The 25185-nt window shown below is 64.6% G+C and carries 23 protein-coding genes, 1 tRNA gene and 1 riboswitch; of the genes, 13 read left to right on the top strand and 11 right to left on the bottom strand.

The window, feature by feature from the left end:
- Positions 1-285 precede the first annotated feature (285 nt).
- Positions 286-1149: a lytic transglycosylase domain-containing protein gene (locus tag B3H47_RS11485; protein WP_276708163.1), complete on the top strand. Its 864-nt coding sequence runs from the start codon at positions 286-288 to the stop codon at positions 1147-1149.
- A 21-nt stretch (positions 1150-1170) separates the two neighbouring features.
- Positions 1171-1276: riboswitch (ZMP/ZTP riboswitch) on the top strand.
- Between the two features lie 89 nt (positions 1277-1365).
- Complete coding sequence (gene glyA / locus B3H47_RS11490; protein ID WP_276708162.1) at positions 1366-2613, top strand: serine hydroxymethyltransferase; 1248 nt, start codon at positions 1366-1368, stop codon at positions 2611-2613.
- Here the strand turns inward: glyA and B3H47_RS11495 are convergent.
- Together B3H47_RS11495 and putA are read right to left on the bottom strand one after the other, a co-directional pair.
- The gene (locus tag B3H47_RS11495; RefSeq protein WP_276708160.1) at positions 2601-3356 is read right to left on the bottom strand and encodes a GNAT family N-acetyltransferase; all 756 of its coding nucleotides are present in this window, start codon (positions 3354-3356) and stop codon (positions 2601-2603) included. The two genes, glyA and B3H47_RS11495, sit on opposite strands and share 13 nt — an antisense overlap.
- A gap of 10 nt (positions 3357-3366) precedes the next feature.
- Positions 3367-7425 carry a trifunctional transcriptional regulator/proline dehydrogenase/L-glutamate gamma-semialdehyde dehydrogenase gene (gene putA, locus B3H47_RS11500; RefSeq protein ID WP_286987079.1) on the bottom strand — a complete coding sequence of 1353 codons (4059 nt, stop codon included), beginning with the start codon at positions 7423-7425 and terminating at the stop codon, positions 3367-3369.
- Between the two features lie 157 nt (positions 7426-7582).
- Between putA and B3H47_RS11505 the strand changes: the two genes are divergently transcribed.
- Complete coding sequence (locus tag B3H47_RS11505) at positions 7583-8056, top strand: cyclic nucleotide-binding domain-containing protein (protein ID WP_276708157.1); 474 nt, start codon at positions 7583-7585, stop codon at positions 8054-8056.
- 208 nt (positions 8057-8264) lie between these two features.
- Entirely contained in the window at positions 8265-9686 is a 1422-nt protein-coding gene (locus B3H47_RS11510) for an HDOD domain-containing protein (protein ID WP_286729582.1), read from the top strand.
- A 7-nt stretch (positions 9687-9693) separates the two neighbouring features.
- Here the strand turns inward: B3H47_RS11510 and B3H47_RS11515 are convergent, their stop codons facing one another.
- Both B3H47_RS11515 and B3H47_RS11520 read right to left on the bottom strand, forming a co-directional pair.
- On the bottom strand, positions 9694-10338 hold the full coding sequence (locus B3H47_RS11515; protein WP_286987080.1) for a LysE family translocator: 645 nt from the start codon (positions 10336-10338) through the stop codon (positions 9694-9696).
- A 40-nt stretch (positions 10339-10378) separates the two neighbouring features.
- A tRNA-Ile gene (locus B3H47_RS11520) sits at positions 10379-10455 on the bottom strand.
- A 356-nt stretch (positions 10456-10811) separates the two neighbouring features.
- On the opposite strand from B3H47_RS11520, the gene B3H47_RS11525 reads away from it, so the two are divergent.
- Positions 10812-12278: an MFS transporter gene (locus tag B3H47_RS11525; RefSeq protein WP_286987081.1), complete on the top strand. Its 1467-nt coding sequence runs from the start codon at positions 10812-10814 to the stop codon at positions 12276-12278.
- A gap of 61 nt (positions 12279-12339) precedes the next feature.
- Positions 12340-13242, top strand: coding sequence for a D-hexose-6-phosphate mutarotase (locus B3H47_RS11530; protein WP_013105018.1), 903 nt, complete (start codon positions 12340-12342; stop codon positions 13240-13242).
- On the opposite strand, the gene B3H47_RS11535 is transcribed toward B3H47_RS11530, so the two are convergent.
- Together B3H47_RS11535 and B3H47_RS11540 are read right to left on the bottom strand one after the other, a co-directional pair.
- Complete coding sequence (locus B3H47_RS11535; RefSeq protein ID WP_276708150.1) at positions 13243-14928, bottom strand: GMC family oxidoreductase; 1686 nt, start codon at positions 14926-14928, stop codon at positions 13243-13245.
- Positions 14929-14935: 7 nt separating this feature from the next.
- Complete coding sequence (locus B3H47_RS11540) at positions 14936-16456, bottom strand: CoA-acylating methylmalonate-semialdehyde dehydrogenase (protein ID WP_276708149.1); 1521 nt, start codon at positions 16454-16456, stop codon at positions 14936-14938.
- 129 nt (positions 16457-16585) lie between these two features.
- Here B3H47_RS11540 and B3H47_RS11545 point away from each other — a divergent pair, with 129 nt between their 5' ends.
- Entirely contained in the window at positions 16586-17527 is a 942-nt protein-coding gene (locus B3H47_RS11545; RefSeq protein ID WP_276708148.1) for a LysR family transcriptional regulator, read from the top strand.
- 12 nt (positions 17528-17539) lie between these two features.
- Here the strand turns inward: B3H47_RS11545 and B3H47_RS11550 are convergent, their stop codons facing one another.
- The 3 genes from B3H47_RS11550 to gpmA form a co-directional block, all read right to left on the bottom strand.
- Complete coding sequence (locus B3H47_RS11550; protein ID WP_276708147.1) at positions 17540-18331, bottom strand: HesA/MoeB/ThiF family protein; 792 nt, start codon at positions 18329-18331, stop codon at positions 17540-17542.
- Positions 18332-18356: 25 nt separating this feature from the next.
- Positions 18357-19859, bottom strand: coding sequence for a S41 family peptidase (locus B3H47_RS11555; protein WP_286987082.1), 1503 nt, complete (start codon positions 19857-19859; stop codon positions 18357-18359).
- Positions 19860-20015: 156 nt separating this feature from the next.
- Positions 20016-20723, bottom strand: a complete 708-nt coding sequence (gene gpmA, locus B3H47_RS11560; protein WP_156053296.1) for a 2,3-diphosphoglycerate-dependent phosphoglycerate mutase — start codon at positions 20721-20723, stop codon at positions 20016-20018.
- A gap of 189 nt (positions 20724-20912) precedes the next feature.
- On the opposite strand from gpmA, the gene B3H47_RS11565 reads away from it, so the two are divergent.
- The 6 genes from B3H47_RS11565 to B3H47_RS11590 all read left to right on the top strand — a co-directional run bounded on the left by B3H47_RS11565 (position 20913) and on the right by B3H47_RS11590 (position 24399).
- Positions 20913-21323 (top strand): rhodanese-like domain-containing protein, encoded by a 411-nt coding sequence (locus B3H47_RS11565; protein WP_013105025.1) that lies wholly within the window; start codon positions 20913-20915, stop codon positions 21321-21323.
- A gap of 7 nt (positions 21324-21330) precedes the next feature.
- The gene (gene grxC, locus B3H47_RS11570) at positions 21331-21594 is read left to right on the top strand and encodes a glutaredoxin 3 (protein WP_276708143.1); all 264 of its coding nucleotides are present in this window, start codon (positions 21331-21333) and stop codon (positions 21592-21594) included.
- 130 nt (positions 21595-21724) lie between these two features.
- Positions 21725-22219 carry a protein-export chaperone SecB gene (gene secB, locus B3H47_RS11575; protein WP_013105027.1) on the top strand — a complete coding sequence of 165 codons (495 nt, stop codon included), beginning with the start codon at positions 21725-21727 and terminating at the stop codon, positions 22217-22219.
- A gap of 25 nt (positions 22220-22244) precedes the next feature.
- Complete coding sequence (locus B3H47_RS11580; protein WP_276708141.1) at positions 22245-23288, top strand: NAD(P)H-dependent glycerol-3-phosphate dehydrogenase; 1044 nt, start codon at positions 22245-22247, stop codon at positions 23286-23288.
- 27 nt (positions 23289-23315) lie between these two features.
- Positions 23316-23936 carry an aminoacyl-tRNA hydrolase gene (gene pth / locus B3H47_RS11585; RefSeq protein ID WP_276708139.1) on the top strand — a complete coding sequence of 207 codons (621 nt, stop codon included), beginning with the start codon at positions 23316-23318 and terminating at the stop codon, positions 23934-23936.
- 4 nt (positions 23937-23940) lie between these two features.
- A complete protein-coding gene (locus tag B3H47_RS11590; RefSeq protein ID WP_276708138.1) occupies positions 23941-24399 on the top strand; it encodes a hypothetical protein in 459 nt (152 codons plus the stop codon).
- A gap of 16 nt (positions 24400-24415) precedes the next feature.
- On the opposite strand, the gene B3H47_RS11595 is transcribed toward B3H47_RS11590, so the two are convergent.
- Positions 24416-24679, bottom strand: coding sequence for a YfhL family 4Fe-4S dicluster ferredoxin (locus tag B3H47_RS11595; RefSeq protein WP_156053292.1), 264 nt, complete (start codon positions 24677-24679; stop codon positions 24416-24418).
- 8 nt (positions 24680-24687) lie between these two features.
- Positions 24688-25185, bottom strand: a complete 498-nt coding sequence (gene coaD, locus B3H47_RS11600; protein ID WP_013105032.1) for a pantetheine-phosphate adenylyltransferase — start codon at positions 25183-25185, stop codon at positions 24688-24690.

Below are 25185 nucleotides of genomic sequence, written 5' to 3' on the forward strand. Positions count from 1 at the left end.
ATAAGACCTTGTGCGTTGACTGGGAATAACGAGGTTCCTAAAATTCGATCCGTGTTTGCCCTAAGTGCCTGAATTCAGGCGGGCAACACACTCGCCCCGAAGCACGCCTTGCCGCGAACGACACAAAGATCGAACGCTGCAATCGATGCAGGCCTTTCTCGAAGGCCGCATCTTAGGCTGCCGGGCTCCCTTGGTGAGCCTGTGCTGTCGGATCTGTGCCCTTGGGAACTGGCGCTGGCTGTCTTGCGACACCGCGGCAATTCCATTCAGACACAGGAGTGTTCCATGTTGAACGCCATGCAATCTTCCCTGCCGCGCGCACGTCGGCTGGCAGGTGGATTTTGGGAATTGACCCACCAAACTTTGATGATGGTGGGCTTGTTTGTGGTGGCCGGAGGTGCGTATCTGTACTTCCAGCCTCAAGCGATGACGACCCTGGACCGCGGCCTCACGCAGTGGGTCATGGCGCGCAAGACAGCGGCTGACGAACTTCAGGCGCTGGCGCAAAAGCCGGCCGATGCCCTGCTGCCCATGGTGCAGGCTGAGCCCGCGCCGGGCAATGGCTTGCCGGTGCTCACGCCGCAACAGCGCACGGTCTCCAACTGGCTGGCGCGGCGCTACAGCATTGCGCCCAATGCCATGGCGCAGCTCGTCAGCGCCGCTTGGACGGTCGGTCGCCAGCAAAAACTCGATCCTCTGCTCATTCTGGCGGTGATGGCGGTCGAGTCTTCGTTCAATCCTTATGCAGCCAGCGGCGTGGGCGCCACCGGCCTCATGCAAGTGATGGCCAATGTGCACCGCGACAAGTTCGCTCCCTTTGGCGGGCCGCAAGCCAGTATCGACCCGCTGGCCAATATGCGCGTGGGCGCGCTGGTGCTCAAGGATGCCATCCAGCGCGGCGGTTCGGTGCGCGCGGGCTTGCGCTACTACGTCGGCGCCACGAATGACGCGAGCGAGGGCGGTTATGCCGACAAAGTGCTGGCCGAACAGGCGCAGCTCGAACGTGTGGCTGGCGTAGCGCCCAAGCCGGTCGCAACGCCGATGACGGCCAGCACGGCGGGCCACATCGTCGCGCCGCATGCGGCGCCTGCCACGGCCAAATCGACGGTGGCCGCAGAGCCTGAGCAAAAACACGCCTCAATCACCTGACGCCACGCGACGCGTTAACATCTTCATCTGCACGACTGGCGATAGAAACTGGCAGCATCCGCGGTTTCGAGGTGGGACGAACCACCGGGGAGTGCTGGACTTTAAGCCGTTCGCCTGGGCCAGCGCCATCGCTGTCAATGATCTTCATCAGCCCAGGCTTGCGCACTTCCACATCTTGAAGGAAGCTGGCGCGGGCCGTTCAGACGGAAATTCGCCATGTTCGACCGCAGCATCACCATCGCCCAGACCGACCCCGAGCTCTGGGCCGCCATCCAGTCCGAGAACCAGCGCCAGCAAGACCACATCGAGCTGATCGCCTCGGAAAACTACACTTCGCCCGCCGTCATGCAGGCGCAGGGCTCGCAACTCACCAACAAGTACGCCGAGGGCTATCCCGGCAAGCGTTATTACGGCGGTTGCGAGTTCGTCGATATTGCCGAGCAACTGGCGATCGACCGCGTCAAGCAGCTCTTCGGGGCCGAGGCGGCCAATGTGCAGCCCAACTCAGGCTCGCAGGCTAATCAGGGCGTGTTCTTCGCCCTGCTGCAACCTGGCGACACGATCATGGGCATGAGCCTGGCCGAAGGCGGGCACCTGACCCACGGCATGCCGCTGAACATGAGCGGCAAGTGGTTCAAGGTCGTGAGCTACGGCCTGAACGCGCAGGAAGAGATCGATTACGACGCCATGGAGCGTCTGGCGCACGAGCACAAACCCAAGCTGATCATCGCCGGGGCTAGCGCCTACAGCCTGCGCATCGATTTCGAGCGTTTCGCCAAGGTGGCCAAGGCCGTGGGCGCCTACTTCATGGTGGACATGGCGCATTACGCCGGGCTGATCGCCGCTGGCGTCTATCCCAACCCCGTGCCCCACGCCGACGTGGTGACCACCACCACGCACAAGAGCCTGCGCGGACCGCGCGGCGGCGTGATTCTGATGAAAGAGCAGCATGCCAAGGCCATCAACAGCGCGATCTTCCCCGGCATTCAGGGCGGCCCGCTGATGCATGTGATCGCGGGCAAGGCGGTGGCGTTCAAGGAGGCGCTCGCACCTGACTTCAAGGTCTATCAGCAGCAGGTGTTGACCAATGCCCGCGTACTGGCCGAAACGCTGACGCGGCGCGGCCTGCGCATCGTCAGTGGACGCACCGAATCGCACGTCATGCTGGTGGATCTGCGTTCCAAGAGCATTACCGGCAAGGAAGCCGAGAAGGTGCTGGGCGAGGCGCATCTCACGGTCAACAAAAACGCCATCCCCAACGATCCCGAAAAGCCCTTTGTCACCTCGGGCATCCGCGTGGGCTCGCCAGCCATGACCACGCGCGGCTTCAAGGAGGCCGAGGCCGAGAAGACCGCCAACCTCATTGCCGACGTGCTCGACAACCCGCACGACGCGGCCACGCTGGAGCGGGTGCGCGCCGAGGTGAAGAAGCTGACCGACGCATTCCCGGTTTATTCCGCCTGATCGTCGGCTGTGCCCCTCAGGGCGGCGGCGGTGAGTGCCGAGAGGCGCTCGCGCTGTCGCCCTTTTTCATCGAAGTTTTCCGCGGCCAGCCAGCGCGTGAAAGCGGCGCGCAGTGCGGGCCATTCCCCGTCGATGATGCTGAACCAGGCGGTGTCGCGGTTGCGGCCTTTGACCACGGCGGCCTGGCGGAATACCCCCTCGAAGCTGAATCCGAGCCGCCGTGCCGCCTCACGCGAGGCGGCGTTGAGCGCATCGCATTTCCATTCCAGTCGGCGATAGCCCAGTGCAAAAGCCTGGTCCATCAGCAGGTACAGGGCTTCGGTCGCCGCGCGCTGACGTTGCAGCAAGGGCGAGAAGTAGAGGTGGCCGATCTCGATGCTGCCAGCCGCCGGGGTGATGCGCAAATAGCTGGCTAGCCCGGTGGCGCGGCCAGTGCCTGAATCGACGATGGCAAAGAACAGCGGATCCTGGCCCAGGCAAGTGGCCTGCATCCAGGCTTGGTAGTCGAATGCCGAGGCGAACGGACCGTAGGGCAGATAGTTCCAGCCGTCGCCGCGGGCATCCAGGGTTTGCGCGGCGTAGAGGTCGGCGGCGTGGCGCTGCGGGTCGGCGGGTTCCAACGTGCAGGTCGCGCCGATCAACGCGGTTCTCGCAGGTGGAGGAGGGGCGATAAATCCGGGGACGGGCTGGCCGAGCGCGGCGGTGGATTGCGGGTCGGTTGGCAGGGTGGCTTTTGGCGGCATGTGAGACGAGTCAGCCCAGGGTCATGAGTTGTGCGTTGCCGCCCGCCGCAGCGGTGTTGACGCTCAGGCTTTGTTCATGCACCAGGGCGGTGAGATCCATCATCGCACCGTCTGCAAGCTGGGCTGGGCGCAGGCTTTCGATGCGCAGAATCAGGCCGTCGCGCTGCGCCAGCTGGTCTTGCAAGCGGGCCAGGGCGTCGGCGTCGCCCTCAAACAAGACCACGCTCAGTTCGGGCAGGGTGTCGCGCTGGGTTGGAGGGCAGGAGCGCACATATGCCTTCACCGCGGGTGGCAGCGCGTCCAAAAAGGGGGTGAGCGGGCTGTCGGAGCTAGGCGCTTCGATGAGGGCGAGGTTGCCCGTGGCGAGCGTGGCGGCGATGTGATGCACCAGGCCCAGCACCGTTTGCGGTATGCACCACACGCCGCCACTGCGGGGCAGAAGCCGGTAGCGGTTGGATTCTCCCGTCGGCCCAGGCAGGGTGTAAACCGAGCTGATCGGGCTGTGGGCGAGATAGTGTTCGCACGCAGCCCGCTCGCGCGTCGTGTCCTCGTCATCCAGATTCATGGTGTGATTCTGCAGGGCGGCCAGCAGATCGCGCAGCGCGGCGAGGCTTGCAGGTTCTGGGGTGATCTTGCTGCACTCGGCGGCTGCGGCCGCGAGGTTGACGGGCAGCGCGCTGTTGGCCTGCGGCAGAGGCTGCACTAGCCGGTGCAGATAGAGCGGGCCGCCGGCCTTGGGGCCGGTGCCCGAACGGCTCATGCCGCCGAAGGGTTGCACGCCGACCACGGCGCCGATGAGATTGCGGTTGACGTACACATTGCCGGCGTGAATGCGCTCGCTCAGATAGGCAATGGTTTCGTCGATGCGACTGTGCACGCCGAAGGTCAGGCCGTAGCCGGTGGCGTTGATGGCGTCGAGCACCGCGCCGAGTTGCTCGCGCCGGTAGCGCAGCACATGCAGCACCGGGCCGAACACCTCGCGTTGCAGGCGGTCGATGGTGTCGATCTCGATCAGCGTGGGGCGAACAAAGGTGCCCAGCCCGCCGCTTTCATCGCGCCCCAGCCGGGTGACGCAAAGGCCAGCGGCCTGCATGCGGGCGATATGGGCTTCGAGGTTGTCGCGGGCCTCTGCATCGATGACGGGGCCGAGGTCGGTGTGCATGCGGTCGGGGTTGCCCAGGCTCCAGTCGTCCATCGCGTCTCGGATCATGCCGATCACCCGGTCGGCCACATCTTCCTGAATGCACAGCAGGCGCAGGGCCGAGCAGCGCTGACCGGCCGAATCGAAGGCCGAGGTCAGCACGTCGGCGACCAACTGCTCGGCCAGTGCGGACGAGTCGGCAATGAGCGCGTTCTGCCCGCCGGTCTCGGCGATCAGCACAATGCTGCGGCCCTGCGGGCTGAGGCGCTTCGACACGGTGCGCGAAATCAGTTGCGCCACTTCGGTGGAGCCGGTGAACATCACCCCGGCCACCGCCGGATGCGCCACCAGCGCCGCGCCCACCGTGCCGCCGTCTCCGGGAACGAGTTGCACCGCATCGGTCGGCACGCCGGCCGCGTGCAGCGCGTGCACTAAGGCTGCGGCGATGAGGGCGGTCTGTTCGGCGGGCTTGGCCAGCACCGCATTGCCTGCCGCCAGCGCGGCAGCCACCTGACCGCAGAAGATGGACAGCGGAAAATTCCAGGGACTGATGCACAGCACCACGCCCAGCGGACGATGGGTCGCGTTGTCAAACTGCGCCGCCGTCTGCGCGGCGTAGTAGCGCAGGAAGTCCACCGCTTCGCGCACCTCGCCGATGGCGTTGGGCAGGGTTTTTCCGGCTTCGCGCACGATCAGCCCGAGCAAGTTCTGCATCTGCTGTTCGAGCGCGTCAGCCGCGCGCTGCAAGCAGGCGGCGCGCTCGCCGGGCGGGGTGACTTGCCAGATCGGTGCGGCGCTCTGGGCGTGGCGCACGGCTTCGTCCACTTCGGTTCGGGTCGTTTGGCGTACCCAGCCCACCTGATCGCGCGGATCGGCGGGGTTGAGCACGGGCACCCAACCTTCGGCTGCGGCCTGCGCGTTATCGGCAGGCGGGGGTTGATTTGCGACGGTAGGCGACGCGTAGGCCTTGTGCTGCGCACTGCGCAGCAGCGCGGCGCTGAGCGAGGCCAGCTGTTGCTCGTTCGCCAGATTCAGCCCGGCAGAATTCAGACGCGCTTGCGCGCCCAGCCCGGAAAACAGTTGCCGCGGCAGGGGAATACGCGGATGCGGCGCGCCGAGCACGCCGGTCTCGACGGCAATCGCGCGGGCCTCGTCCACGGGGTCGGTCACCAGTTCGGACACGGGAACGGCGTCGTCGCCGATGCGGTTGACGAACGAGGTGTTGGCGCCGTTTTCAAGCAGGCGTCGCACCAGATAGGCCAGCAGGGTGTCGTGCGTTCCCACCGGGGCGTAGATGCGGCAGGGGCGGGCCAGCTTGCCCGCGCTGACCGGGCCGACGACCTGGTCGTACAGCGGCTCGCCCATGCCGTGCAGACACTGAAACTCGTATTGCCCCGCGTAGTAATTCTCCCCGGCCATCTGCATGATGGACGCCAGCGTCTGCGCGTTATGCGTGGCGAATTGCGGATAGACCGCGTCTGGCGCGGCCAGCAGTTTGCGCGCGCAGGCCAGGTAAGACACATCGGTATGCACCTTGCGGGTGTAGACCGGATAGCCGTCGAGCCCGTCGATCTGCGCTCGCTTGATCTCGCTATCCCAATACGCGCCCTTCACCAGCCGCACCATCAGCCGGTGCCCACTGCGCCGGGCGAGATCGACGAGATAGTCGATGACGAACGGACAGCGCTTCTGGTAAGCCTGCACCACGAAGCCGATACCGTTCCAGCCCTTGAGAGCCGGGTTGAAGCACAGGGCTTCGAGCAGGTCGAGCGAGAGCTCCAGCCGGTCGGCTTCTTCAGCGTCGATATTGATGCCCACGTCGTAGCGCCGCGCCAATTCGACCAGGGCGGTCAGGCGGGGCAGCAGTTCATCCATCACCCGCGCGTACTGAGCCCGGGTGTAGCGGGGATGCAGCGCGGAGAGCTTGACCGAAAGCCCTGGCCCCTCGAAGATGCCGCGGCCGTGCGAGGCCTTGCCGATGGCATGCAGCGCCTGTTCATAAGCGGTGAAGTAACGCTGCGCGTCGGCCTCGGTGATCGCCGCCTCGCCCAGCATGTCGTAGGAGTAGCGAAAGCCCTTTTTCTCCTGCGGACGGCTGTTGGCCAGCGCTTCCGCGATGGTCTGCCCGGTGACGAACTGCTCGCCCATCAACCGCATGGCGCGCTGCACGCCTTGGCGGATCAGCGGTTCGCCCCCCTTGCCGATGAGCCGCGACAGTGCGCTGGCCAGCCCTCTTTCACTGGCGGTTGCCGTCAGTCTGCCGGTCAACATCAGCCCCCAAACGGCCGCGTTGACGAATACCGACGGCGAGTGACCGAGATGCGCCTGCCAGTCGCCCCGACTGATCTTGTCGCGTATCAAGGCATCGCGGGTGGCGTTGTCGGGGATGCGCAGCAGCGCCTCGGCCAGACACATCAGCGCCACGCCTTCCTGGCTGGAGAGCGAAAACTCCTGCACCAAGGCCTCCACGCCGCCCATTTCGCGCCTCGCCCGCACGCCTTCGACCAGCCGCTCGGCCACTTGCCGGACGGCCGTGCGCTGGGTGGCGTCTGGAATCTGCGCCAGTTCGATCAGCATGGGCAGACATTCCGGCTCTGGCCGATGCCAGGCTGCGGTGATGGCTGCGCGCAGATCGGTCTGCGGCAGCACGTTCTGCGCCCAGTCGAGAAAGGGAGTGGGAAAGGGGGTGGAAAAGGGGGTGAAAAAGGTTGCACCTTCCGGCTCGTCGTGCGGGGTGCCGGGTTGCGACGGCTTTTCGGTCGAACTCAACGTGTCAAGAGAAAACTCGCCACGCTCGATGCGTTCCACCATGTTCAGCGTGGCCTGCTTGATCAGCCAGTGCGGTGTACGCCCCAGCCGATCTGCGGCGAGCCGCACCCGTTGGCGCATGGCTTCGTCCATTTTGATACCGGTGGTGGTTGCGCCCATTTTTGGTTCCCTCATCGTGATGGGGTTGCAATTATTGATCGCCGGTGCAACCAACGTATCAGGGATAACGCTTATTTCGATACCTTGAGGTGAGTCAACACGCCTTCTTGAGGAAGGCATGCAATGGTCAAGTTGACGCAACCTTAGGAGTCCTGCGATGCCATCCGCCTCTACCCTGCGCGATCTACAGACCCGCACCATTTTGTCGGCCCTGCAGCCCGAACAACTGGAACGACTGCTCTCCCATGCCACCGAAGAGCACATCGCGGCAGAGGGTGTGATCTTTCTGCAAGACAAAGAGGCCGACGCCTTCTACATCGTGCGCGAGGGCAAGGTGCAGATTCAGGTGCCGGCCATCAACGGCCCGGGCGTCGAGGTACAGGCGCTAGGCGAATGGGATGTGATCGGCTGGTCCTGGCTCATCCCCCCTTATCGCTGGGCGTTTGAAGCCAAGGCGCTCACGCCGGTCACGCTGCTGCGCTTCGATGGCAAGGCTATTCTGCAGGAATGCGAGAGCGACCCCGCCCTCGGTTATGCCCTGATGAAAATTTTCGCCGGACTCATGTCCGAGCGCCTGCGCGCCGCCCGGCTGCGGATGATGGAAAGCTGGGCGCCGCCTGGCTGGGCTTGATGAGGGTCAGGTCGGCTGGTGCGCCCGCCTTGAAAACACAAAAAATCTGGAATTGCGGCACCGGCTTTGGCCCCTCGCCAAGCAAAGCCGTTAAATTGTGAACTATTCGGCAGGCGAAAAAGCCTAGACGGTAAACAATCAAACAAGTTCCAGTATGTGGCGAGCCTGCTCGACAGCACCCTTCCATTTGCATTGACCCCTCGATTTCATGCCCCTGTCTCAATCTGATTTCACCGCGTCTTCCATTACGTTTCGAGGGTTTGGCCAGGCCATTGCCCAGCAAAACCTGCCGGCCTTCGGCCAGACCATGCAGGAGGTTTTCGCCGCCACTGAGAACGACAGCCTTTCGGGTCAGCAGATCGCAGAAATCATTCTGCGCGACCCAGCCTTGACCTCCAGCCTGTTGCGCGTCGCGAATTCTGCGGGCATGGGCTACGCCGGTCAAAACAAGGTGCTCACCGTCAGTCGAGCCGTGGTCGTCATGGGCCACAACGCCATTCGCTCGCTCTGTATTTCGGCCCTCGCAGTCGAGAGCATGCCGGAGAACGGCCCGTTTCGCGCTCGCCTTCTGGCCGCTTTGGGCACGGCCTTGCATGCGGCGGTGCAGGCCAAAGACCTCGGTTTGCGCAAGGGGTTACGGCGCGACGAGGCCGAGCGGCTGTTTCTTGAGGCGCTGATGGGGCGCATCGGAGAGCTGGCGTTTTGGTGCTATGGCGGCGAATTCGCGGAACGCGTGGATGAATTGCTTAAATCCGGAGTGAGTCCGGAGCTGGCTGAGCAATCGATATTGGGCATGTCGCTGCTGCAGTTCAGCCATGATCTGCTGCGCGCCTGGAATCTCGATGCGGTGATCAGAGACAGTGCGGAAGTCGCCGTTGCCGTGCAACTGGGTCGAGCCGCGCAGCTGGGCTGGGCGAACCCCGAGGCGCGTCAAGCCGTCCTGCATGTCGCGGCCCTGTTCCGGCAATCCGAGGCCCAGACGCTGAAACGACTGCAAAGCAATGCCGAACAAGCCAGTCAGCTGGCGGTAGTTCTCGGCGCAGGAGCCGCTACGAGGTGGATTCCGGCAACTCCGGCATCAACCGACGAAGAGTCCGCAGCCCAACCGACGGAGCCGCTCGAGATGCGGCCCGCCGAACCGACGGCCGACATGGCCCTGCAACTGCGCATGCTGACCGAGATGAACGCCGTTGCCGTCAGCCGCAAAGAATTGCCCATGCTGTTCGAGGCCTGTCTTGAAGGGCTGCATCGCGCTGTCGGCCTCGACCGTTGTGTGCTTTGTCTGATGACGCCCACCAGAGACCGTTTGCTCGCGCGTCTGGGGGCTGGCTCCGGTGTGGCCGATTTGCGCGCGCGCCTCCAACTGCCCTGGTCGGCCACGCTGGAAACCCAGCTTCAGGCGGGAAGCGTGCGCAGATTCTCGGCCGAGCAGCCGCCGCCCGATTTTTTGCTCCAGGCCACGGCTGTGCACGACTGTTTGATGGCCACGCTGACCGTGGATCAAAAAATCATCGGCCTGTTTTATGCCGATCAACAAACGACGCAGCGGCCTTTGACGGCTGAAATCTTCGACGGCTTCAGGCGATTTGTCACCCAGACGGAGCTCATCGTGCGCGGTTTGCCGCGCTGAAGCGCGCTCAAACTCTCTGCAGACGCAGCAGACTCAGACCGAACGCACAGAACACCGAGCCCGACACCCGCTGCGGCCAACCCGATGCGAACCAGATGCTCAACCGTTTGCGCGCCAGTACGGCCAGCCCCGCATAGGTGCTCAGCGCCAACAGCGAAATCGCCATGAACGTCAGCGTGAGCGCCAGATATTGTGGGCCGAGCGGGCGCGAAGCGGTGAGAAACTGGGGAAACAGGGCCGCGATGAACACGATCGCTTTCGGGTTGCTCAACGCCACCATCAAACCCTTGACGTACAACTTATGCGGTTTGTGCACAACGTCAGCAGTCTGAACCGTCTTCGCTTGCGCCCCATCGGGGCGCCGAGCCGCATGACGCCACTGCTGCACGCCCAGCCAGATCAGATAGGCGGCGCCTGCGAACTTCACCACGGTGAAAGCCAGTTCGGAGGTCTGGAGTATGGCGTTGAGCCCCAAGGCGCTGAGCGTCGCCAATACCAGCAACCCGGTGATATTGCCCAGCGAAGACAAAATGGCGTGCCTCCAACCGTGGTGCATAGCGTTATGGATGGACAGCATGACCGCAGGCCCCGGTGTGAACGAGGCGGCCAGCGCAAAGCTGATGAACAGCAGGTAGGTCGTCCAGCTTGGCATCGCGAGGGTGGAGCGTAATCGGCTGCGTGCGAGTGAAGATTGGTAGGCCGTGCTGGGCTCGAACCAGCGACCAAAGGATTATGAGTCCTCTGCTCTAACCAACTGAGCTAACGGCCCAACTTGTTGGATTGCGCGAGAACGTCTCGCGCAAAAGGCGACATCTTAGCGGGCGAAGGTGGGTGATGTGGGTAAGCGAGACACCCTCCATCACATCTGGAAAGAGCCGCGCGGCTACGCTTGCGTTTTGGTACTTTCCGCAGCCCATAAAACCCTCTGGAAATGCAGCATGAAAGGTCAATGCCAGGGCCATTCAATATCTGAACAAGGCGCTGAAGGGTTTGTGCCAGAACATGGGTTTGCAGAACGATCTGCAGACCGTGTGCGGCCTGCAAGATCGGCGCCAATTAGCGTTCACGGGCTAAGCTTGCATTGCGGCCCGACTGGGCCGCGCGTTGTTTTGAGGGATGCTCTGCATGTCGCAAACTGCTGTTTCTTCTCCCGCCACAGAGTCGGATGATGCTGTCGTCAGCCGGGCCGCATTTGTGCGCTTGTTCGCTGCGGTCATGCTGCCGATTTTTTTGGCCGCCGTCGATCAGACCTTGCTGGCGGCCGCCACACCGGCTATCGCGCGTGATCTGGGCGACTTTGCCGATAGCGCCTGGATCGCAGTGGGCTATTTGCTGGCCTCCACCATCATGGCGCCGCTGTATGGACGTCTCGGAGATCGCTATGGCCGCCGCGATGCGCTCATGGCGGCGCTGGGCCTGTTTGCGCTGGGTTCGCTGGCCTGTGCTGCAGCGCAGGGCATGTGGTGGTTGATTGGCGCGCGGCTGCTGCAGGGTCTGGGCGGTGGCGGTTTGATGGTGATGAGTCAGGCACTCATCGGCGAAGTGGTGCCGCCGCGCCAAAGGCCGCGCTTTCAGGCGTATTTCGGCGTGGTGTTCGTGCTGGCCAGCGTGACGGGGCCGGTTTTGGGCGGCTTGGTCGTCAGTCACTTTAGCTGGCGCTGGCTGTTCATCGGCAATCTGCCGTTGGCTGCGCTGGCGGTGTGGCGGGTGTCGCGCCTGCCGGCTAGCGCGCGCTATGCGCAACCGGGGCAGTCGCACGATGCCCTGGGCGTGTTGTTGTTCGCCGCCTCGGCTTCCACCCTGCTGTTGTGGCTCACCCTGGCGGGGCACCGCTTCGCCTGGGCTTCGCTGCCCAGCGCGCTCATGGCGGGGACGGCATTGGTGCTGGGCATAGTGCTGTTCTGGCGCGAGCGGCGGCATCCCCACCCGTTTCTTCCCCTTGAGTTGCTTCATCTGCCCGCCATCGGATGGACGGCTGCCACCATGGTGCTGTTTGCGGCGGGCTTGTTCGCTCTGGTGTTCTTTCTGCCGGTTTATCTGCAGGTGGGGCACGCCACCGGCGCGGCGCACGCGGGCCTGCTGCTGTTGCCGCTCACCGCCGGGCTGGTGCTCGGCTCCAACGCCACAGGCCGCGTGGTGGCGCGCACGGGCCGTCCCGATGTGCCGGCCCGCTGGGGGTTGAGCGTTGCGGCGATGGCGCTGGGCTTGCTGGGCGTGGCGCCTGCGGCGCCGTGGGTCATCGGTGCGCTGGGGGGTGCGGCGGGGNNGGTTGCGGCGGGGCTGGGATTCGGCACGGTGATGCCGACGGCGCAACTGGTGGTGCAGACGGTGGCGGGTCGCAGCCGCTTGGGCGCCGCGGCGGCCACGGTGTCTCTGGCGCGCTCCACCGGGGCGGCGGTGGGCACCGCGGTGTTTGGTTCGCTAGTGTTCGGCCTGACGTCGAGCGCCGACTTGCAGGCCGCTTTGCACACGGCAGACCCCGCCGCGGCTCAGTCGGTGATTCGCGCTTTCCATCTGGCGTTTTTCTGCGCTGGCGGGCTGACGCTGCTCGCCGCCTGGACCTCCACCCGGGTGCCGCGCGTGACGATTTGACGGCGCGCGCCCGGGTCGGTGGAAAATGTCATTTCCCTTCCCACTCGCAAGCTCCACCGCCATGCACAGCCTCGACTCGCTCAGCCGTTTTTCCATCCCCGGTCAACTTCGGTTCCATGCCCATCCAACCGGGCTGATTTTCGCTGAAATCGACCATGCCGCAGGCGTGGCCAGCCTCTGTCTGCAGGGCGCTCACCTCACCAGCTTTCGCCCCAAGTCGCAGCCGGAGCCGGTGGTGTGGGTGTCTGAAGCGGCGCGCTATCTGCCGGGCAAGTCCATTCGTGGCGGCGTGCCGGTGTGCTGGCCCTGGTTCGGGCCGCACGCCAGCGAGAGCAGTTTTCCGGCGCACGGCTTTGCCCGCACCGTGCCCTGGGCGGTGGTGGACAGCGGGGCATCGCAAGGCGCGACGCACCTCACGCTGCAACTGCAGCCCTCAGACGCCACCCGCGCGCAATGGCCGCATGACACGCCGGTTTCCCTGCGCATCCGCGTGTCGGAGGTGTTGGAGATGGACCTGATCACGCACAACGCCACCGCGCAACCGCTGCCGCTCAGCGAGGCGCTGCACACTTATTTCCAGGTCGGCGATATTGCCGAGGTGCAATTGCTGGGGCTCGATGGCTGCAGCTACCTCGACAAGACCGAGGCCTTCGCCCGCAAGCAGCAACAGGGCGCGGTGCGCTTCGCCGCCGAAACCGACCGGGTGTATGTGGACACATCAGCGGAGTGCGTCATCGTCGATCCGCTGCTGCAGCGGCGCATTCGCATTGCCAAGCAGGGATCGGCGTCCACCGTGGTCTGGACGCCGTGGGAGCAGAAAGCCGCCGCCATGGGCGACTTCACCGCGCAGGGCTGGCGCAACATGCTGTGCGTGGAGTCGGCCAACGCGGCAGACAACGCGCTTACCTTGCAGCCCGGCGAAACCCACACCCTGAGCGTGCGCTACAGCGCCGAAGCGCTGTGATCAGCTCGGGGTTTGCGCATCGGCGCGGATCCAGCGTGCGGCTTTCTCGGCGATCATCAGCGTCGGGCTGTTGATGTTGCCGCTGGGAATCCGGGGCATCACCCCGGCGTCGACCACGCGCAGCCCGGCCACCACGCCGCCGCGGCCATCGCGAAGGCGCAGCCGCGTATCCACCACCGCACCTGCGTCGTCGGCCCGGCCCATGGCCGTCGTTCCTGCCGGGTGGAAAATGGTGGTGGCGATGTCTCCAGCCAGGCGGGCGAGTTCGGCATCGGTCTGAAACTGCGGACCCGGCTTGAACTCTTCCGGCGCGTAGCGCGCCAGCGCCGGTTGCGCCACGATGCGGCGGGTCAGGCGCAGACTGTCAGCCGCCACCTGACGATCCTCGTCGGTGCTGAGATAGTGGGGCGCAATGGCTGGTGCATCGGTAAAGCGCGGGCTTTTGATCTGCACCGTTCCACGGCTGCCGGGGTTGAGATTGCAGACGCTGGCGGTGAAGGCGTCGAAGCTGTGCAGCGGTTCGCCGAAAGCGTCCAGGCTGAGCGGCTGCACGTGGTACTGAATGTTGGGGTGGTCGTATTGCGCGCTGCTGCGGGTGAACACGCCGAGCTGGCTGGGCGCCATGCTCATCGGTCCGGTACGCCTGAGGGCGTATTCCAGGCCGATCATCGCCTTGCCCCAGTTTGACGCCGCCCGCGTGTTGAGCGTGCGCGTGCCCTTAACCTTGAACACGGCGCGGATCTGCAGATGATCCTGCAGATTGGCGCCCACGCCCGGCAGATCGATCAGCGGGGTGATGCCGTGTTGCTGCAGCAGCGCCGCAGGCCCCACGCCCGAGAGCTGCAGGATTTGCGGCGAACCGATGGCGCCCGCGCTGACCAGCACCTCGCGGGTGGCGTGCGCCGTGATTTTTTCCTGGCCCGTCCACACCTCGACGCCAGTGCAGCGTTGGCTGCCGTCAGGCGCGGTGTCGAACAGCAGGCGAGTGACGTGGGCGCCATTCCAGAGTTCGAAGTTCGGGCGGCCATAGCAGGTCGGGCGCAAAAAGGCCTTGGCCGTGTTCCAGCGCCAGCCGCCCTTCTGGTTGACCTCGAAATAGCTCACGCCTTCGTTGCTGCCGCGGTTGAAGTCGTCGGTGGCGGGAATGCCGGCCTGTTGCGCCGCCTGCGCAAAGGCATCGAGGATGTCCCAGCGCAGACGTTGCTTTTCCACCCGCCATTCGCCGCCGTGGCCGTGCAGCGCGGCGAAGGACGGGTCGTTCGCGCGGTCGGCGCCGGCATCGCGGCGCCAGTGGTTTTCGTGGGCGATGAAGTCGGGCAGGCAGGCTTCCCAGCGCCAGGCCTCGTCGCCGGTCAGGGCGGCCCAGGCGTCGTAGTCGCGGGCCTGGCCGCGCATATAGATCATGCCGTTGATGCTGCTGCACCCGCCCAGCACTTTGCCGCGCGGGTAGCGCAGGGTGCGGCCGTTGAGCCCGGGATCGGCTTCGGTGTGGTAGAGCCAGTCGGTGCGCGGGTTGCCGATGCAGTACAGATAGCCCACCGGAATGTGAATCCAGGGGTAGTCGTCCTTGCGCCCGGCCTCGATCAGCAGCACGCGCTTGTCGGCATCGGCGCTCAGGCGGTTGGCCAGCAGGCTGCCCGCGGTGCCCGCGCCGATGATGATGTAGTCGAAGGGGGTGTCGGCCACGCTGCGCTTACTTGGACGTGGGCATGACGAACTCGGCGCCCTTGGGCGTGCTTTCCGGCCAGCGCTGCATGATGCTCTTCTGCTTGGTGTAGAAGCGCACGCCTTCTTCGCCATAGGCATGCATGTCGCCAAACAGGCTGGCTTTCCAGCCGCCGAAGCCATGCCAGGCCATCGGTACGGGAATGGGCACGTTAATACCCACCATGCCGGCCTGCACCCGGCGGCCGAATTCGCGCGCCACATGGCCGTCGCGGGTGAAGCAGGCCACGCCGTTGCCGTAGGCATGCGCGTTCACGAGCTCGAGCGCCGAGGCGAAGTCGGGCACGCGCACGCAGGAGAGCACCGGGCCGAAGATTTCTTCCTGATAGATGCGCATGTCGGGGGTGACCTGATCGAACATCGTGCCGCCGATCCAGAAACCTTTTTCATGTCCGGGCACTGCAAGACCGCGACCGTCCACCAGCAGCTTCGCGCCTTGCTGCACGCCGGAGTCGATCAGGCCGGTGATGCGCTCGCGCGCCGCCTCGGTGACGATGGGGCCCATTTCGGCATCGAGCTCCATGCCGTTCTTCACCTTCAGCGCCTGCGTGCGCTCGACCAGCCGGGGCAGAATTTTTTCGGCCACATCGCCCACCAGCACGCCTACCGAGATGGCCATGCAGCGTTCGCCCGCCGAGCCGAAGGCGCTGCCGATGAGCGCGTCCACGACTTGATCGAGGTCGGCGTCGGGCATCACCACCATGTGGTTCTTGGCACCGCCCAGCGCCTGCACGCGCTTGCCCTGGCGTGCGGCCTCTTGCGCAATGTGATGCGCCACCGGGGTCGAGCCGACAAAGCTGATGGCCTTGACGTCCGGGTTCGCCAGCAGGGCGTCGACCGCCACCTTGTCGCCCTGCACGACGTTGAACACGCCGTCGGGCAGGCCGGCTAGTTTGAGCAATTCGGCCATGAGCAGGCTGGGAGACGGATCGAGCGGGCTGGGCTTGAGCACGAAGGAATTGCCCGCCGCGATGGCCACCGGGAACATCCACATCGGCACCATGCAGGGGAAGTTGAACGGGGTGACGCCGGCCACCACGCCCAGCGGCTGGCGCATCGTCCAGTTGTCGATGCCGGTGGACACCTGCTCGGTGTAGTCGCCCTTGAGCAGTTGCGGAATGCCGCAGGCGAACTCCACGATTTCGATACCGCGCGTGACCTCTCCCTGCGCGTCGGTGAACACCTTGCCGTGCTCGGCAGTGATCATGGCGGCCAGGGTGTCGCGGTGCTGGTTGAGCAGATCGAGAAACTTGAACATCACCCGGGCGCGGCGCACAGGCGGCATATCGGCCCATTTCGGAAACGCGGCGTGTGCGGCGGCGACGGCGGCATCCACCTGCGCCGCATCGGCCAGCTCAACCTGGCGCGATACCGCACCCGTGGCCGGGTTGAATATGGCCTGCTTGCGCGCGCCTTCGACCGAGACGATGCGGCCAGCGATGAAATGCGCCGCATCGGCGGCGCCAGTGAACGGGTGAGGTGCGCCCATGAGCGAGTCTCCTGTGAACGGAAGAATGTGGAATGGCGACAAGTCTATGAGCCGCCTGCGCGTTTGCATAGCGATCTAAACTGACAACATTGTTTAGAAAAACGAACAAATAGACCGGAGGAGATCGCCATGTCCACCATTTCGCCCCCGCGTGACGACTTGCTCTGGCAGCAAGTGCACTGGCTGGGCGCCATTGCCGCTCAGGGCAGCCTGACGGCTGCCGCACAGCGACTCGGGGTCTCCAAGGCGGCGGTGAGTCAGCAGCTTGCCGCACTGGAGCGCCGTATCGGCGTGCCGCTGGTGCGCCGAACCACGCGCACCCTGCGGCTGACTGAGGCCGGGCAGCGACTGGTGGACGAGACGGCGCCCGCATTCGCCCACATCGTGCGCAGCGTGGGGGCGGTGCACGATCTGGCGGAAACGCCGCGAGGTCTGGTGCGCGTGACCGCACCCGTTGCCTTGGGACGCCAGCATGTGGCGCCGCACTTGTTGAGCTTTCTGCGCAAGTATTCCGATATTCAGGTGGAGCTGGAGTTGTCAGACCGGCTGAGCAATCTGCCGCAGGAAGGCTTCGATCTGGCCGTGCGCCATGTAGCCGCGCCGCCCGAAAACCATGTGGCCTGGAAACTGTGCGACACGCGCTCGCTGCTGGTGGCCAGTGCCGCGTATCTGCGTCGGCATGGCCAGCCGCAACATCCTGCAGAACTCGCGCAGCACGCCTGTCTGACCTATTTGCGGCCCGGAGCGGCGGTGTGGATGTTCGAGCAGCCAGACGCCAAGGACGCGGAGCCCCAGCGTGTGCGCGTCACCGTACAGGGGCCGCTGCGCGCCAACACCAGCGAAGTGCTGCGCGAGGCGGCACGCGCCGGCCTGGGCATCGCCCTGGCGCCCGACTTCAGCCTCGACTTGGGCGGGCGCTCATCCACGCTGCGTGCGGTATTGCCTCAATGGCGGGCCGTGGGGTTTTTCGGGCAGGCGATCTACGCGATCCGCCCCTGGAGTCCCAATACGCCCCGCGCCATTCAACTGCTGGTCGAGCACTTGCGGCAGGCGTTGGCAACGGGGTTTTGACTGTCGGGGTTCTCAGCCGTGGGGGTGCAGGTCGCCGCAGACCGGACAGTGCGGGTTGCGCGGCAGGTTGATGGTCTGGAAATCAGTGTCCAGTGCATCGATCAACAACAGCTTGCCGCGCAAGGTTTTGCCGGTTTGACTGAGGATTTTCAGCGCTTCAACGGCCTGCAGACTGCCGACCAGACCGACCAAAGGGGCGAGCACGCCCATGGTGGCGCACTGCACTTCTTCCACCGGCGCATCTGGCGGAAACAGGCAGGCATAACAGGGCCCGCGCCCACCCTGCGCATCGCGGCGGGTGTCGAACACGCTGACCTGGCCCGCAAAGCGGATAGCCGCACCGCTGACCAGAGGCACGCTGCGCGCGACGCAGGCGCGGTTCAGCGCCTGACGGGTGGCGAAGTTGTCGCTGCAATCCAGGGCAACGTCTGCGGCCGAGACGAGGTCGTCGAGCAGGGCTGCGTCGGCGCGGCGGGCGATTACATCGACCTCGATAGGCGGGTTGATCTGTCGCATCGCCTCGCGCGCGGAATCGACCTTGCGCTGTCCGATTCGCGCCTCGGTATGGGCGATCTGCCGTTGCAGGTTGGTCAGGTCGACCGTATCGTCGTCCACCAGGGTGATGCGGCCGACCCCCGCACTGGCCAGGTAGAGCGCTGCGGGCGAACCCAGACCGCCGGCGCCGAGAATGAGGGCGCGGCCCGCGCAGATGCGCTCCTGGCCTTCGATGCCGATTTCGTCAAGCAGGATGTGCCGTGAATAACGCAGCAGTTGGCGATCGTCGAGAGACATGCCGGGTGCCATCGCCCTCTCGGACGATGGCTCGTTCTTACTTGCTCTTGGTGGCGCCGCTGGCGTCCGCCTTCGGGCCGCTGGCTGCAGCCGACGTGGCTGGGGTTTTCGCCTTGGCCGTGCTGGCCGGCTGCTTGGCCGTGATGACCGGCTTGCCTTCCAGATAATTCATCGCCTGCGTCACCTGCCAGTCTTCCTTGCTGCCGTACTCGGGCAATTTCGGCAACTTGTTCGGGTCTTTCTGGAGTTCGGCTTCGAGCAGGCGCCGGGCTTCTTCCTGCTTGCGCACATCTTCTTCGACCCGCTTGGAGTCGGCCGACTCGTTGCCGGTGCCGATCTGGTTCTTGTAGTCGATCTCGCGCATGCGCAGCGCGGCGTAGGGGTCGCCGCTCTCCAACGGGTCAACCTCGTAATTCGGGGTGATGCCCTTGCCCTGGATCGACTGGCCGTTGGGGGTGTAGTAGCGCGCCGTGGTGAGCTTGAGCGCTGTATCGGGCCCGAGCGGCAGCACGGTCTGCACCGAGCCTTTGCCGAAGGACAGCGTGCCCATGACCACCGCACGCTTGTAGTCTTGCAAGGCGCCGGTCACGATTTCGGAGGCCGATGCCGATCCGCCGTTGATGAGCACTACCAGCTTCACCGTTTTCACGCCCGCGGGCAGGGTGTCGAGCGGGTTGTCGCCCGGGCGGCTCATGTAGTCACTCGGGGTGTTGCGGTAGGTGGAGTTGGCCTCAGGCATCTGCCCCTTGGTGCTGACGATCACGGCGTCGTTCGGCAGGAACACCGAAGCCACGCCCACGGCGCTTTCGAGCAGACCGCCCGGATCGTTGCGCAGATCGAGGATCAGGCCCTTCATGTTCGGGTCTTCCTTGTACAGCGCGTCGATTTTTTTGACGAAGCTGCTCAGCGTGTCCGCCTGGAACTGGGTGATACGAATCCAGCCATAGCCCGGGGCGATCATCTTGCCCTTGACGCTCTGCACCTGTATCAGCTCGCGGGTCACGGTGAAGGTGAGGGTGCGGTTTTCCGACTTGCGCAGCACGGTGAGGGTGACCTTGGTGCCCGGCTTGCCGCGCATGAGCTTGACCGCGTCGCTCAGGCTCAGACCCTTGACGGCGGTATTGTCGATGCGGGTAATCAGGTCGCCCGCATGAATGCCAGCCCGGGCAGCAGGCGAGCCCTCGATGGGCGAAACCACTTTCACCAATCCATCTTCGGCGGCGATTTCGATGCCCACGCCGACGAATTTGCCGCTGGTGCTTTCCTTGAAGTCCTTGAAGTTCTTCTTGTCCAGATATTCCGAGTGCGGATCGAGGTTGTTCACCATGCCGTTGATGGCGTTTTCGATCAGTTTCTTGCCATCGACCGGCTCAAAGAAGTCGGCCTTGATCAGTCCGTACACCGCGGCGAACTGCTGCAGTTCTTCCAGCGGTAGCGGCGAAACGGTGTTGCGCGCCAGCGCCTGGACTTGCAGGGTCGCCATGATGCCGGTGATGGCACCAACGACAACCCAGGCTGCGACTCGAAATTTACTGGCCATGGTGGATCAAACGGAGTGTCTGCTAAAGGAGCGGGCAGTATAGGGGTAGCGCTATTTTTGTGACGCGAGCACTGCACATCCCGCAGGGCGTCTGCGGAATAACGTCAACAGATACTGATTAGACACAAGGCACGCGGGCCTATCTCAGACCTTGCCTCAGACCTTGCCGCCCGCAGCGTTGAGGTAATAGCGCTGCAGCGGCTTGAGATCGGCGTCGAGCTCGTACACCAGCGGAATGCCGTTGGGGATGTTCAGCCCGGTGATGTCTTCGTCCGAGATGTTTTCCAGGTACTTCATGATGGCGCGCATGGAGTTGCCGTGCGACACCACCAGCGTGCGCTTGCCCGCCTTGATGGCCGGAGCCAGCGACTCGTGCCAGAACGGCAGAACCCGCGCGATGGTGTCTTTCAGGCACTCGGTCAGCGGCAGCTCTTCGGGTTTGAGGCGGGCATAGCGCGGATCGGCGGCCAGTTCCAGACGATGGGTTTCGTCGAGCGGCGGGGGCGGGGTGTCGTAGCTGCGGCGCCAGATGTGCACCTGTTCGTCGCCGTACTTGGCGGCGGTTTCCGCCTTGTTCAAACCTTGCAGCGCGCCGTAGTGGCGCTCGTTGAGCCGCCAAGTGTGCACCACGGGCAGCCACATGGCGTCGAGCTCGTCGAGCGTGAGCCACAGGGTGCGCACGGCGCGCTTGAGCACCGAGGTATAGGTCAGGTCGAAGCTGTAACCCAGTTCCTTGAGCAGGCGCCCGGCGGCGCGGGCTTCGCGGATGCCTTGCTCGGTCAGATCGACATCGGTCCAGCCGGTAAAGCGGTTTTGCTGATTCCAGGTGGATTCACCGTGGCGCAGCATGACGAGTTTGTACATGGGAGGTCTCGAAGTGCGAAGGAGTGAAACAATGCGGAGCACAGGACAATAGTAGTCCAGCTGCAGAATGTCGCTGCACTGCAGCAATCGGTGCCCTACGCACGCCATGCGGCAGATGGAACAAAACCATACATCAGCGCAAGCAGATTTGATTTTTTAGAATTTCACCTTCTCAAGGAGAAAACTGAAGTGCAGTTCCTCATCGAAAACTGGGCGCTCGTGCTCATTGCCCTGACTTCCGGCGGCATGCTGCTGTGGAGTTCCTACGGCGGCGCGTCCGGGTCGGATGGCGTCAGTGCGGCTCAGGCCGTGCTCAAGGTCAACCGCGAAAAGGGCGTGATCATTGACGTCTGCGAGCCCAATGAATTTCAGGCCGGCCATGCCGTGGGCAGCAAGAGCATTCCGCTGGGCCAGCTCGACAAGCGCTTGAGTGATCTCCCCAAAGACAAAAACACGCCGGTGCTGATCATGTGCGCATCGGGCATGCGGGCCAAGCGCGCCGCGGCCCAACTTCGCAAGCAGGGTTTTGTGAACGCTGCGGCGGTGTCGGGCGGGATGCGCTCTTGGCGCGAAGCCGGGCTGCCGGTTGAAAAAGGATGACTTTCGTATGAACAAGGTTCGCATGTACACCTCTGCCGTCTGTCCCTATTGCATTCGCGCCAAGGCGCTGTTGCAAAAACGCGGCGTGGTGGACATTGAAGAAATCCGCATCGATCTCGATCCGGGTCAGCGCCAGCACATGATGGCGTCCACCGGACGCCGCACCGTGCCGCAGGTTTTCATAGGCGACATCCATGTGGGCGGCTGCGACGATCTCTACGCCCTCGACGCCCGGGGCGGCCTGATGCCCCTGCTGCGCGACGCCGCCTGAAGCCCGCTCGGCTCATCCAGCAGCCCGGCTTGCCAATGGGTCTGGCGGGGCTGTCATGAGGCAGGCCTAGAATCAGCCACAAGCAATCGACGCCCGCATTCTGCGGGCTTTTTTCCATGGAGAATTTTTGATGAGCGCCACCCCCGAGAACACGCAGTCTGCCGATCCGGTTTTCATGCTTCAGCGTTGCTATCTGAAAGACCTGTCGCTGGAGCAGCCCAATTCGCCGCAAATCCTGCTGGAGCAGCAGCAGCCCAATGTGGACGTGCAAATGAGCGTGGAAGCGCAGCCCGTGGTCGAGGGGCTGTTCGAAATTACCGTGGCGGCGACCATTACAGCCCGCATGCAAGACCGCGTGCTGTTTCTGGTGGAAGGCAAGCAGGCCGGTATTTTCGAACTACGCAACATTCCGCAGGAACATGCCGACATGCTGCTGGGCATTGCCTGTCCGCAGACCGTCTATCCGTATCTGCGCGCCAATCTGGCCGACGCCATCACCCGCGCGGGCTTTCCGCCGGTGCATCTGGCCGAAATCAACTTCCAGGCCATGTACGAGCAGCAACAGGCGCAACAGCAGGCCGCCAATGACGCACCTTCCATCATCACCCCCGACCGCCTGAACTGATTTGTTCTGATCGTTTTAACGGCTGATGTCGTCACAACCGCCTCGCTCGCTGACTGTGCTCGGCGCCGGTGCCTGGGGCACGGGCATCGCCTGTCAGATCGCGGCGCATCAGGCCGTCTTGCTCTGGGGCCGCGACACGGCGCAGATGCAGCGCTTGCAGGCGGAGCGGGTCAATGCCGCCTATCTGCCGGATGTGCCCTTGCCGCCGACTTTGACCGTTACGGCCGACCTCGACGCGGCGCTGCGCCACGCGGCCGGCCCCCATGGTCTGCTGTTGCTGGCGGTGCCGGTCTCCGGCCTGCGGGCTGCCGCGCAGGCGGTGCGGATTTTCAACGCCGACAAGCCGCAGGGCGCGCGCGTGCAGCAACTGGTCTGGCTGTGCAAGGGCTTCGAGCAGGGCAGCGGGCTGCTGCCGCATGCGGTGATCGACGCCGTGTTCGCTGGCATGGATGGGCCTCCGGCGACCGGTGCGCTCTCCGGCCCGAGTTTTGCGCTGGAGGTCGCTCGCGGTCTGCCCGTGGCGCTCACTCTGGCTAGCACCGACGCCGCTCTGCGTCAGTCGGCCGTGGCGGCCCTGCATCACGGAGCGATGCGCATCTACGCCACGCCCGATGTCGTGGGCGTGGAGGTGGGCGGCGCGGTGAAGAATGTGCTGGCCATCGCTACCGGGGTGAGTGACGGCATGGGCCTGGGCAACAACGCGCGCGCGGCGCTCATCACCCGTGGGCTGGCCGAGCTTTCGCGGCTGGGCGTGGCGCTGGGCGGGCAGGTCGATACTTTCATGGGCCTGAGCGGTCTGGGCGATCTGGTGCTCACCGCCACCGGCGATCTGTCGCGCAACCGCCGCGTCGGCCTGGCGCTGGCGCAGGGGCAGCGGCTCGACCATATTGTGGCCACGCTGGGTCATGTGGCCGAGGGCGTGCATACCGCGCAGACGGCCTTGCAACTCGCCCGCGCGCACCGCGTGTCCATGCCGATCACCGAAGCGGTGAGCCGTTTGCTCGACGGCAAACTCACGCCGCAGGCCGCGCTCAGTGGTCTGCTCCAGCGTCAGCCGCGCGGAGAATGAGTCTCTCTTCATCCCTGTGGATTTCGCATGATTCAGCTTCTCGTCGGCCTGGGCAATCCCGGGCCTGAACACGCCCTCGATCGCCACAACGCCGGCTTCTGGCTGGTCGATCAGATCGCCACCGCCGCGGGCGCCAGCCTCAAGCCCGAGCGCGGTTTTTTCGGCGATGTCGCCCGGGTGCGTCTGCAGGGGCATGAGCTTTGGCTGCTCGAGCCCAGCACCTATATGAACCGATCCGGCCAGTCCGTCGGCGCGTTCGCCCGCTTCTACAAAATCGCGCCGGAGAACATTCTGGTGGCGCATGACGAACTCGATCTGCCGCCGGGTCAGGCCAAGCTCAAACTGGGCGGCGGTCACGCCGGGCACAACGGCCTGCGCGATCTCATCGCTCATCTGGGCACGCCCAACTTCTGGCGTCTGCGCCTGGGCATCGGCCATCCGGGCGACCGCGGCGCGGTGATCGGCTTCGTGCTGGGCAAGCCGCCGCAATCCGATCTGAAGCTGATCGAGCAGGCCATGGAGCAATCGCGGGCGGTTCTGCCGCAACTGCTCAAAGGCGAGTTCGAAGCGGCGATGATGCAGCTTCATCGCAGCAACCGCAGCGACGGCGGCAAGCCGGCCGCCGCGGCCCAGCCGGGGAAGGGCTGAAGCCATGTGCAATCTGGTGCGGTTCGGCGTGGGCATGTTGATGGCGGTGGGCGCCGTATCCGTCGGGGCCCAAACCGCCGAACCTTCAGCCGAAAGCCCCACCGCACCCGTCTGGCGTTGCGGCAACACCTACTCGCACCAGCCTTGCGCATCGGGCCAGACCGTGCCTACTCAGGACGCCCGCACCCCCGAACAACGCGAACAAGCCCAAGTGCAACAGCAGCGGCTGAATGCGCTGCTCGATGCCCGCGACCAGGAACGCGCGGCGCAGGCGGCGCAAGAGCAGCAGAGAGCGGCAGCGGTCTATCGCGAGCAAAAACGCCTACTGGCCTTGCAGCAGCGCGAGGCAAAAAAAGCGAAAAGGGCGGCTGAGAAAGCGCACGCAGCGCGCTACAAACACCGCCTTCAACAAACTCGGGAACGCCGCGTAGTCATTCCGCCGAGCTCCGACGCCGCGCCCTGACGCAGCAACGGCTCTTTCAGGAAACGGGCGCTTTCGCCGCGGTCAGCCGACGATACTTTTCCATCAACTGATCTTTGCTTTCCACCCGATCGGGGCGCACCGGAATGCAGTTCACCGGGCAGATCTGCACGCATTGCGGCGTGTCGAAATGCCCTACGCACTCGGTGCAGCGGTCGGGGTTGATTTCATAAATTTCCGGGCCCATGAAAATCGCCTCGTTCGGGCATTCGGGCTCGCACACATCGCAGTTGATGCAGTCGTCGGTGATCCACAGGGCCATGATGATCTTCAGGTCGGGGCGGTGCGCCGCTGGGCCACCTTGGCCTGCAGCCGCTCCATCACCAAGGGAACCACGAATTTGCTCACGTCGCCTCCGAGCATGGCGATTTCCCGCACGAACGTCCCGGAAATGAACTGGTACTGATCGGCCGGGGTGAGAAACAGGGTTTCGACGTCGGGCATGAGTTGGCGGTTCATGCCGGCCATCTGGAATTCGTACTCGAAGTCGCTGACCGCACGCAGCCCGCGCACCACCACCTGGGCGCCGCGCGCCACGACGAAATCGCGCAACAGTCCGGTGAAGCCGCTGACTTCGACGTTGGGATAGGGCGAGAGCACCTCGCGTGCGATGTCCAGCCGCTCTTCCAGGGTGAACATGGCGTTCTTGTGGTGACCGGCGGCGATGGCGACCAACAACCTGTCGCACAACTTGCTGGCGCGACGCACCAGGTCTTCATGGCCGCGCGTGAGCGGGTCGAAGGTGCCGGGGTAGATGGCGAGCAGCAT

This window comes from Thiomonas sp. UBA7699 (assembly GCF_002482605.1).
In the GTDB taxonomy this organism is placed as follows: domain Bacteria; phylum Pseudomonadota; class Gammaproteobacteria; order Burkholderiales; family Burkholderiaceae_C; genus Thiomonas; species Thiomonas arsenitoxydans.

Bases quoted from the DNA above. Each gene is read 5' to 3' on its own strand.
- coaD (WP_013105032.1), bottom strand. From the start codon at position 25,185: ATGCTGCTCGCCATCTACCCCGGCACCTTCGACCCGCTCACGCGCGGC.
- B3H47_RS11505 (WP_276708157.1), top strand. From the start codon at position 7,583: ATGCCATCCGCCTCTACCCTGCGCGATCTACAGACCCGCACCATTTTG.
- grxC (WP_276708143.1), top strand. From the start codon at position 21,331: ATGAACAAGGTTCGCATGTACACCTCTGCCGTCTGTCCCTATTGCATT.
- glyA (WP_276708162.1), top strand. From the start codon at position 1,366: ATGTTCGACCGCAGCATCACCATCGCCCAGACCGACCCCGAGCTCTGG.
- B3H47_RS11590 (WP_276708138.1), top strand. From the start codon at position 23,941: ATGTGCAATCTGGTGCGGTTCGGCGTGGGCATGTTGATGGCGGTGGGC.
- B3H47_RS11550 (WP_276708147.1), bottom strand. From the start codon at position 18,331: ATGGCACCCGGCATGTCTCTCGACGATCGCCAACTGCTGCGTTATTCA.
- B3H47_RS11530 (WP_013105018.1), top strand. From the start codon at position 12,340: ATGCACAGCCTCGACTCGCTCAGCCGTTTTTCCATCCCCGGTCAACTT.
- gpmA (WP_156053296.1), bottom strand. From the start codon at position 20,723: ATGTACAAACTCGTCATGCTGCGCCACGGTGAATCCACCTGGAATCAG.
- pth (WP_276708139.1), top strand. From the start codon at position 23,316: ATGATTCAGCTTCTCGTCGGCCTGGGCAATCCCGGGCCTGAACACGCC.
- B3H47_RS11540 (WP_276708149.1), bottom strand. From the start codon at position 16,456: ATGGGCGCACCTCACCCGTTCACTGGCGCCGCCGATGCGGCGCATTTC.
- B3H47_RS11495 (WP_276708160.1), bottom strand. From the start codon at position 3,356: ATGCCGCCAAAAGCCACCCTGCCAACCGACCCGCAATCCACCGCCGCG.
- B3H47_RS11515 (WP_286987080.1), bottom strand. From the start codon at position 10,338: ATGCCAAGCTGGACGACCTACCTGCTGTTCATCAGCTTTGCGCTGGCC.
- B3H47_RS11595 (WP_156053292.1), bottom strand. From the start codon at position 24,679: ATGGCCCTGTGGATCACCGACGACTGCATCAACTGCGATGTGTGCGAG.
- B3H47_RS11485 (WP_276708163.1), top strand. From the start codon at position 286: ATGTTGAACGCCATGCAATCTTCCCTGCCGCGCGCACGTCGGCTGGCA.
- putA (WP_286987079.1), bottom strand. From the start codon at position 7,425: ATGGGCGCAACCACCACCGGTATCAAAATGGACGAAGCCATGCGCCAA.
- B3H47_RS11545 (WP_276708148.1), top strand. From the start codon at position 16,586: ATGTCCACCATTTCGCCCCCGCGTGACGACTTGCTCTGGCAGCAAGTG.
- B3H47_RS11555 (WP_286987082.1), bottom strand. From the start codon at position 19,859: ATGGCCAGTAAATTTCGAGTCGCAGCCTGGGTTGTCGTTGGTGCCATC.
- B3H47_RS11510 (WP_286729582.1), top strand. From the start codon at position 8,265: ATGCCCCTGTCTCAATCTGATTTCACCGCGTCTTCCATTACGTTTCGA.
- B3H47_RS11580 (WP_276708141.1), top strand. From the start codon at position 22,245: ATGTCGTCACAACCGCCTCGCTCGCTGACTGTGCTCGGCGCCGGTGCC.
- secB (WP_013105027.1), top strand. From the start codon at position 21,725: ATGAGCGCCACCCCCGAGAACACGCAGTCTGCCGATCCGGTTTTCATG.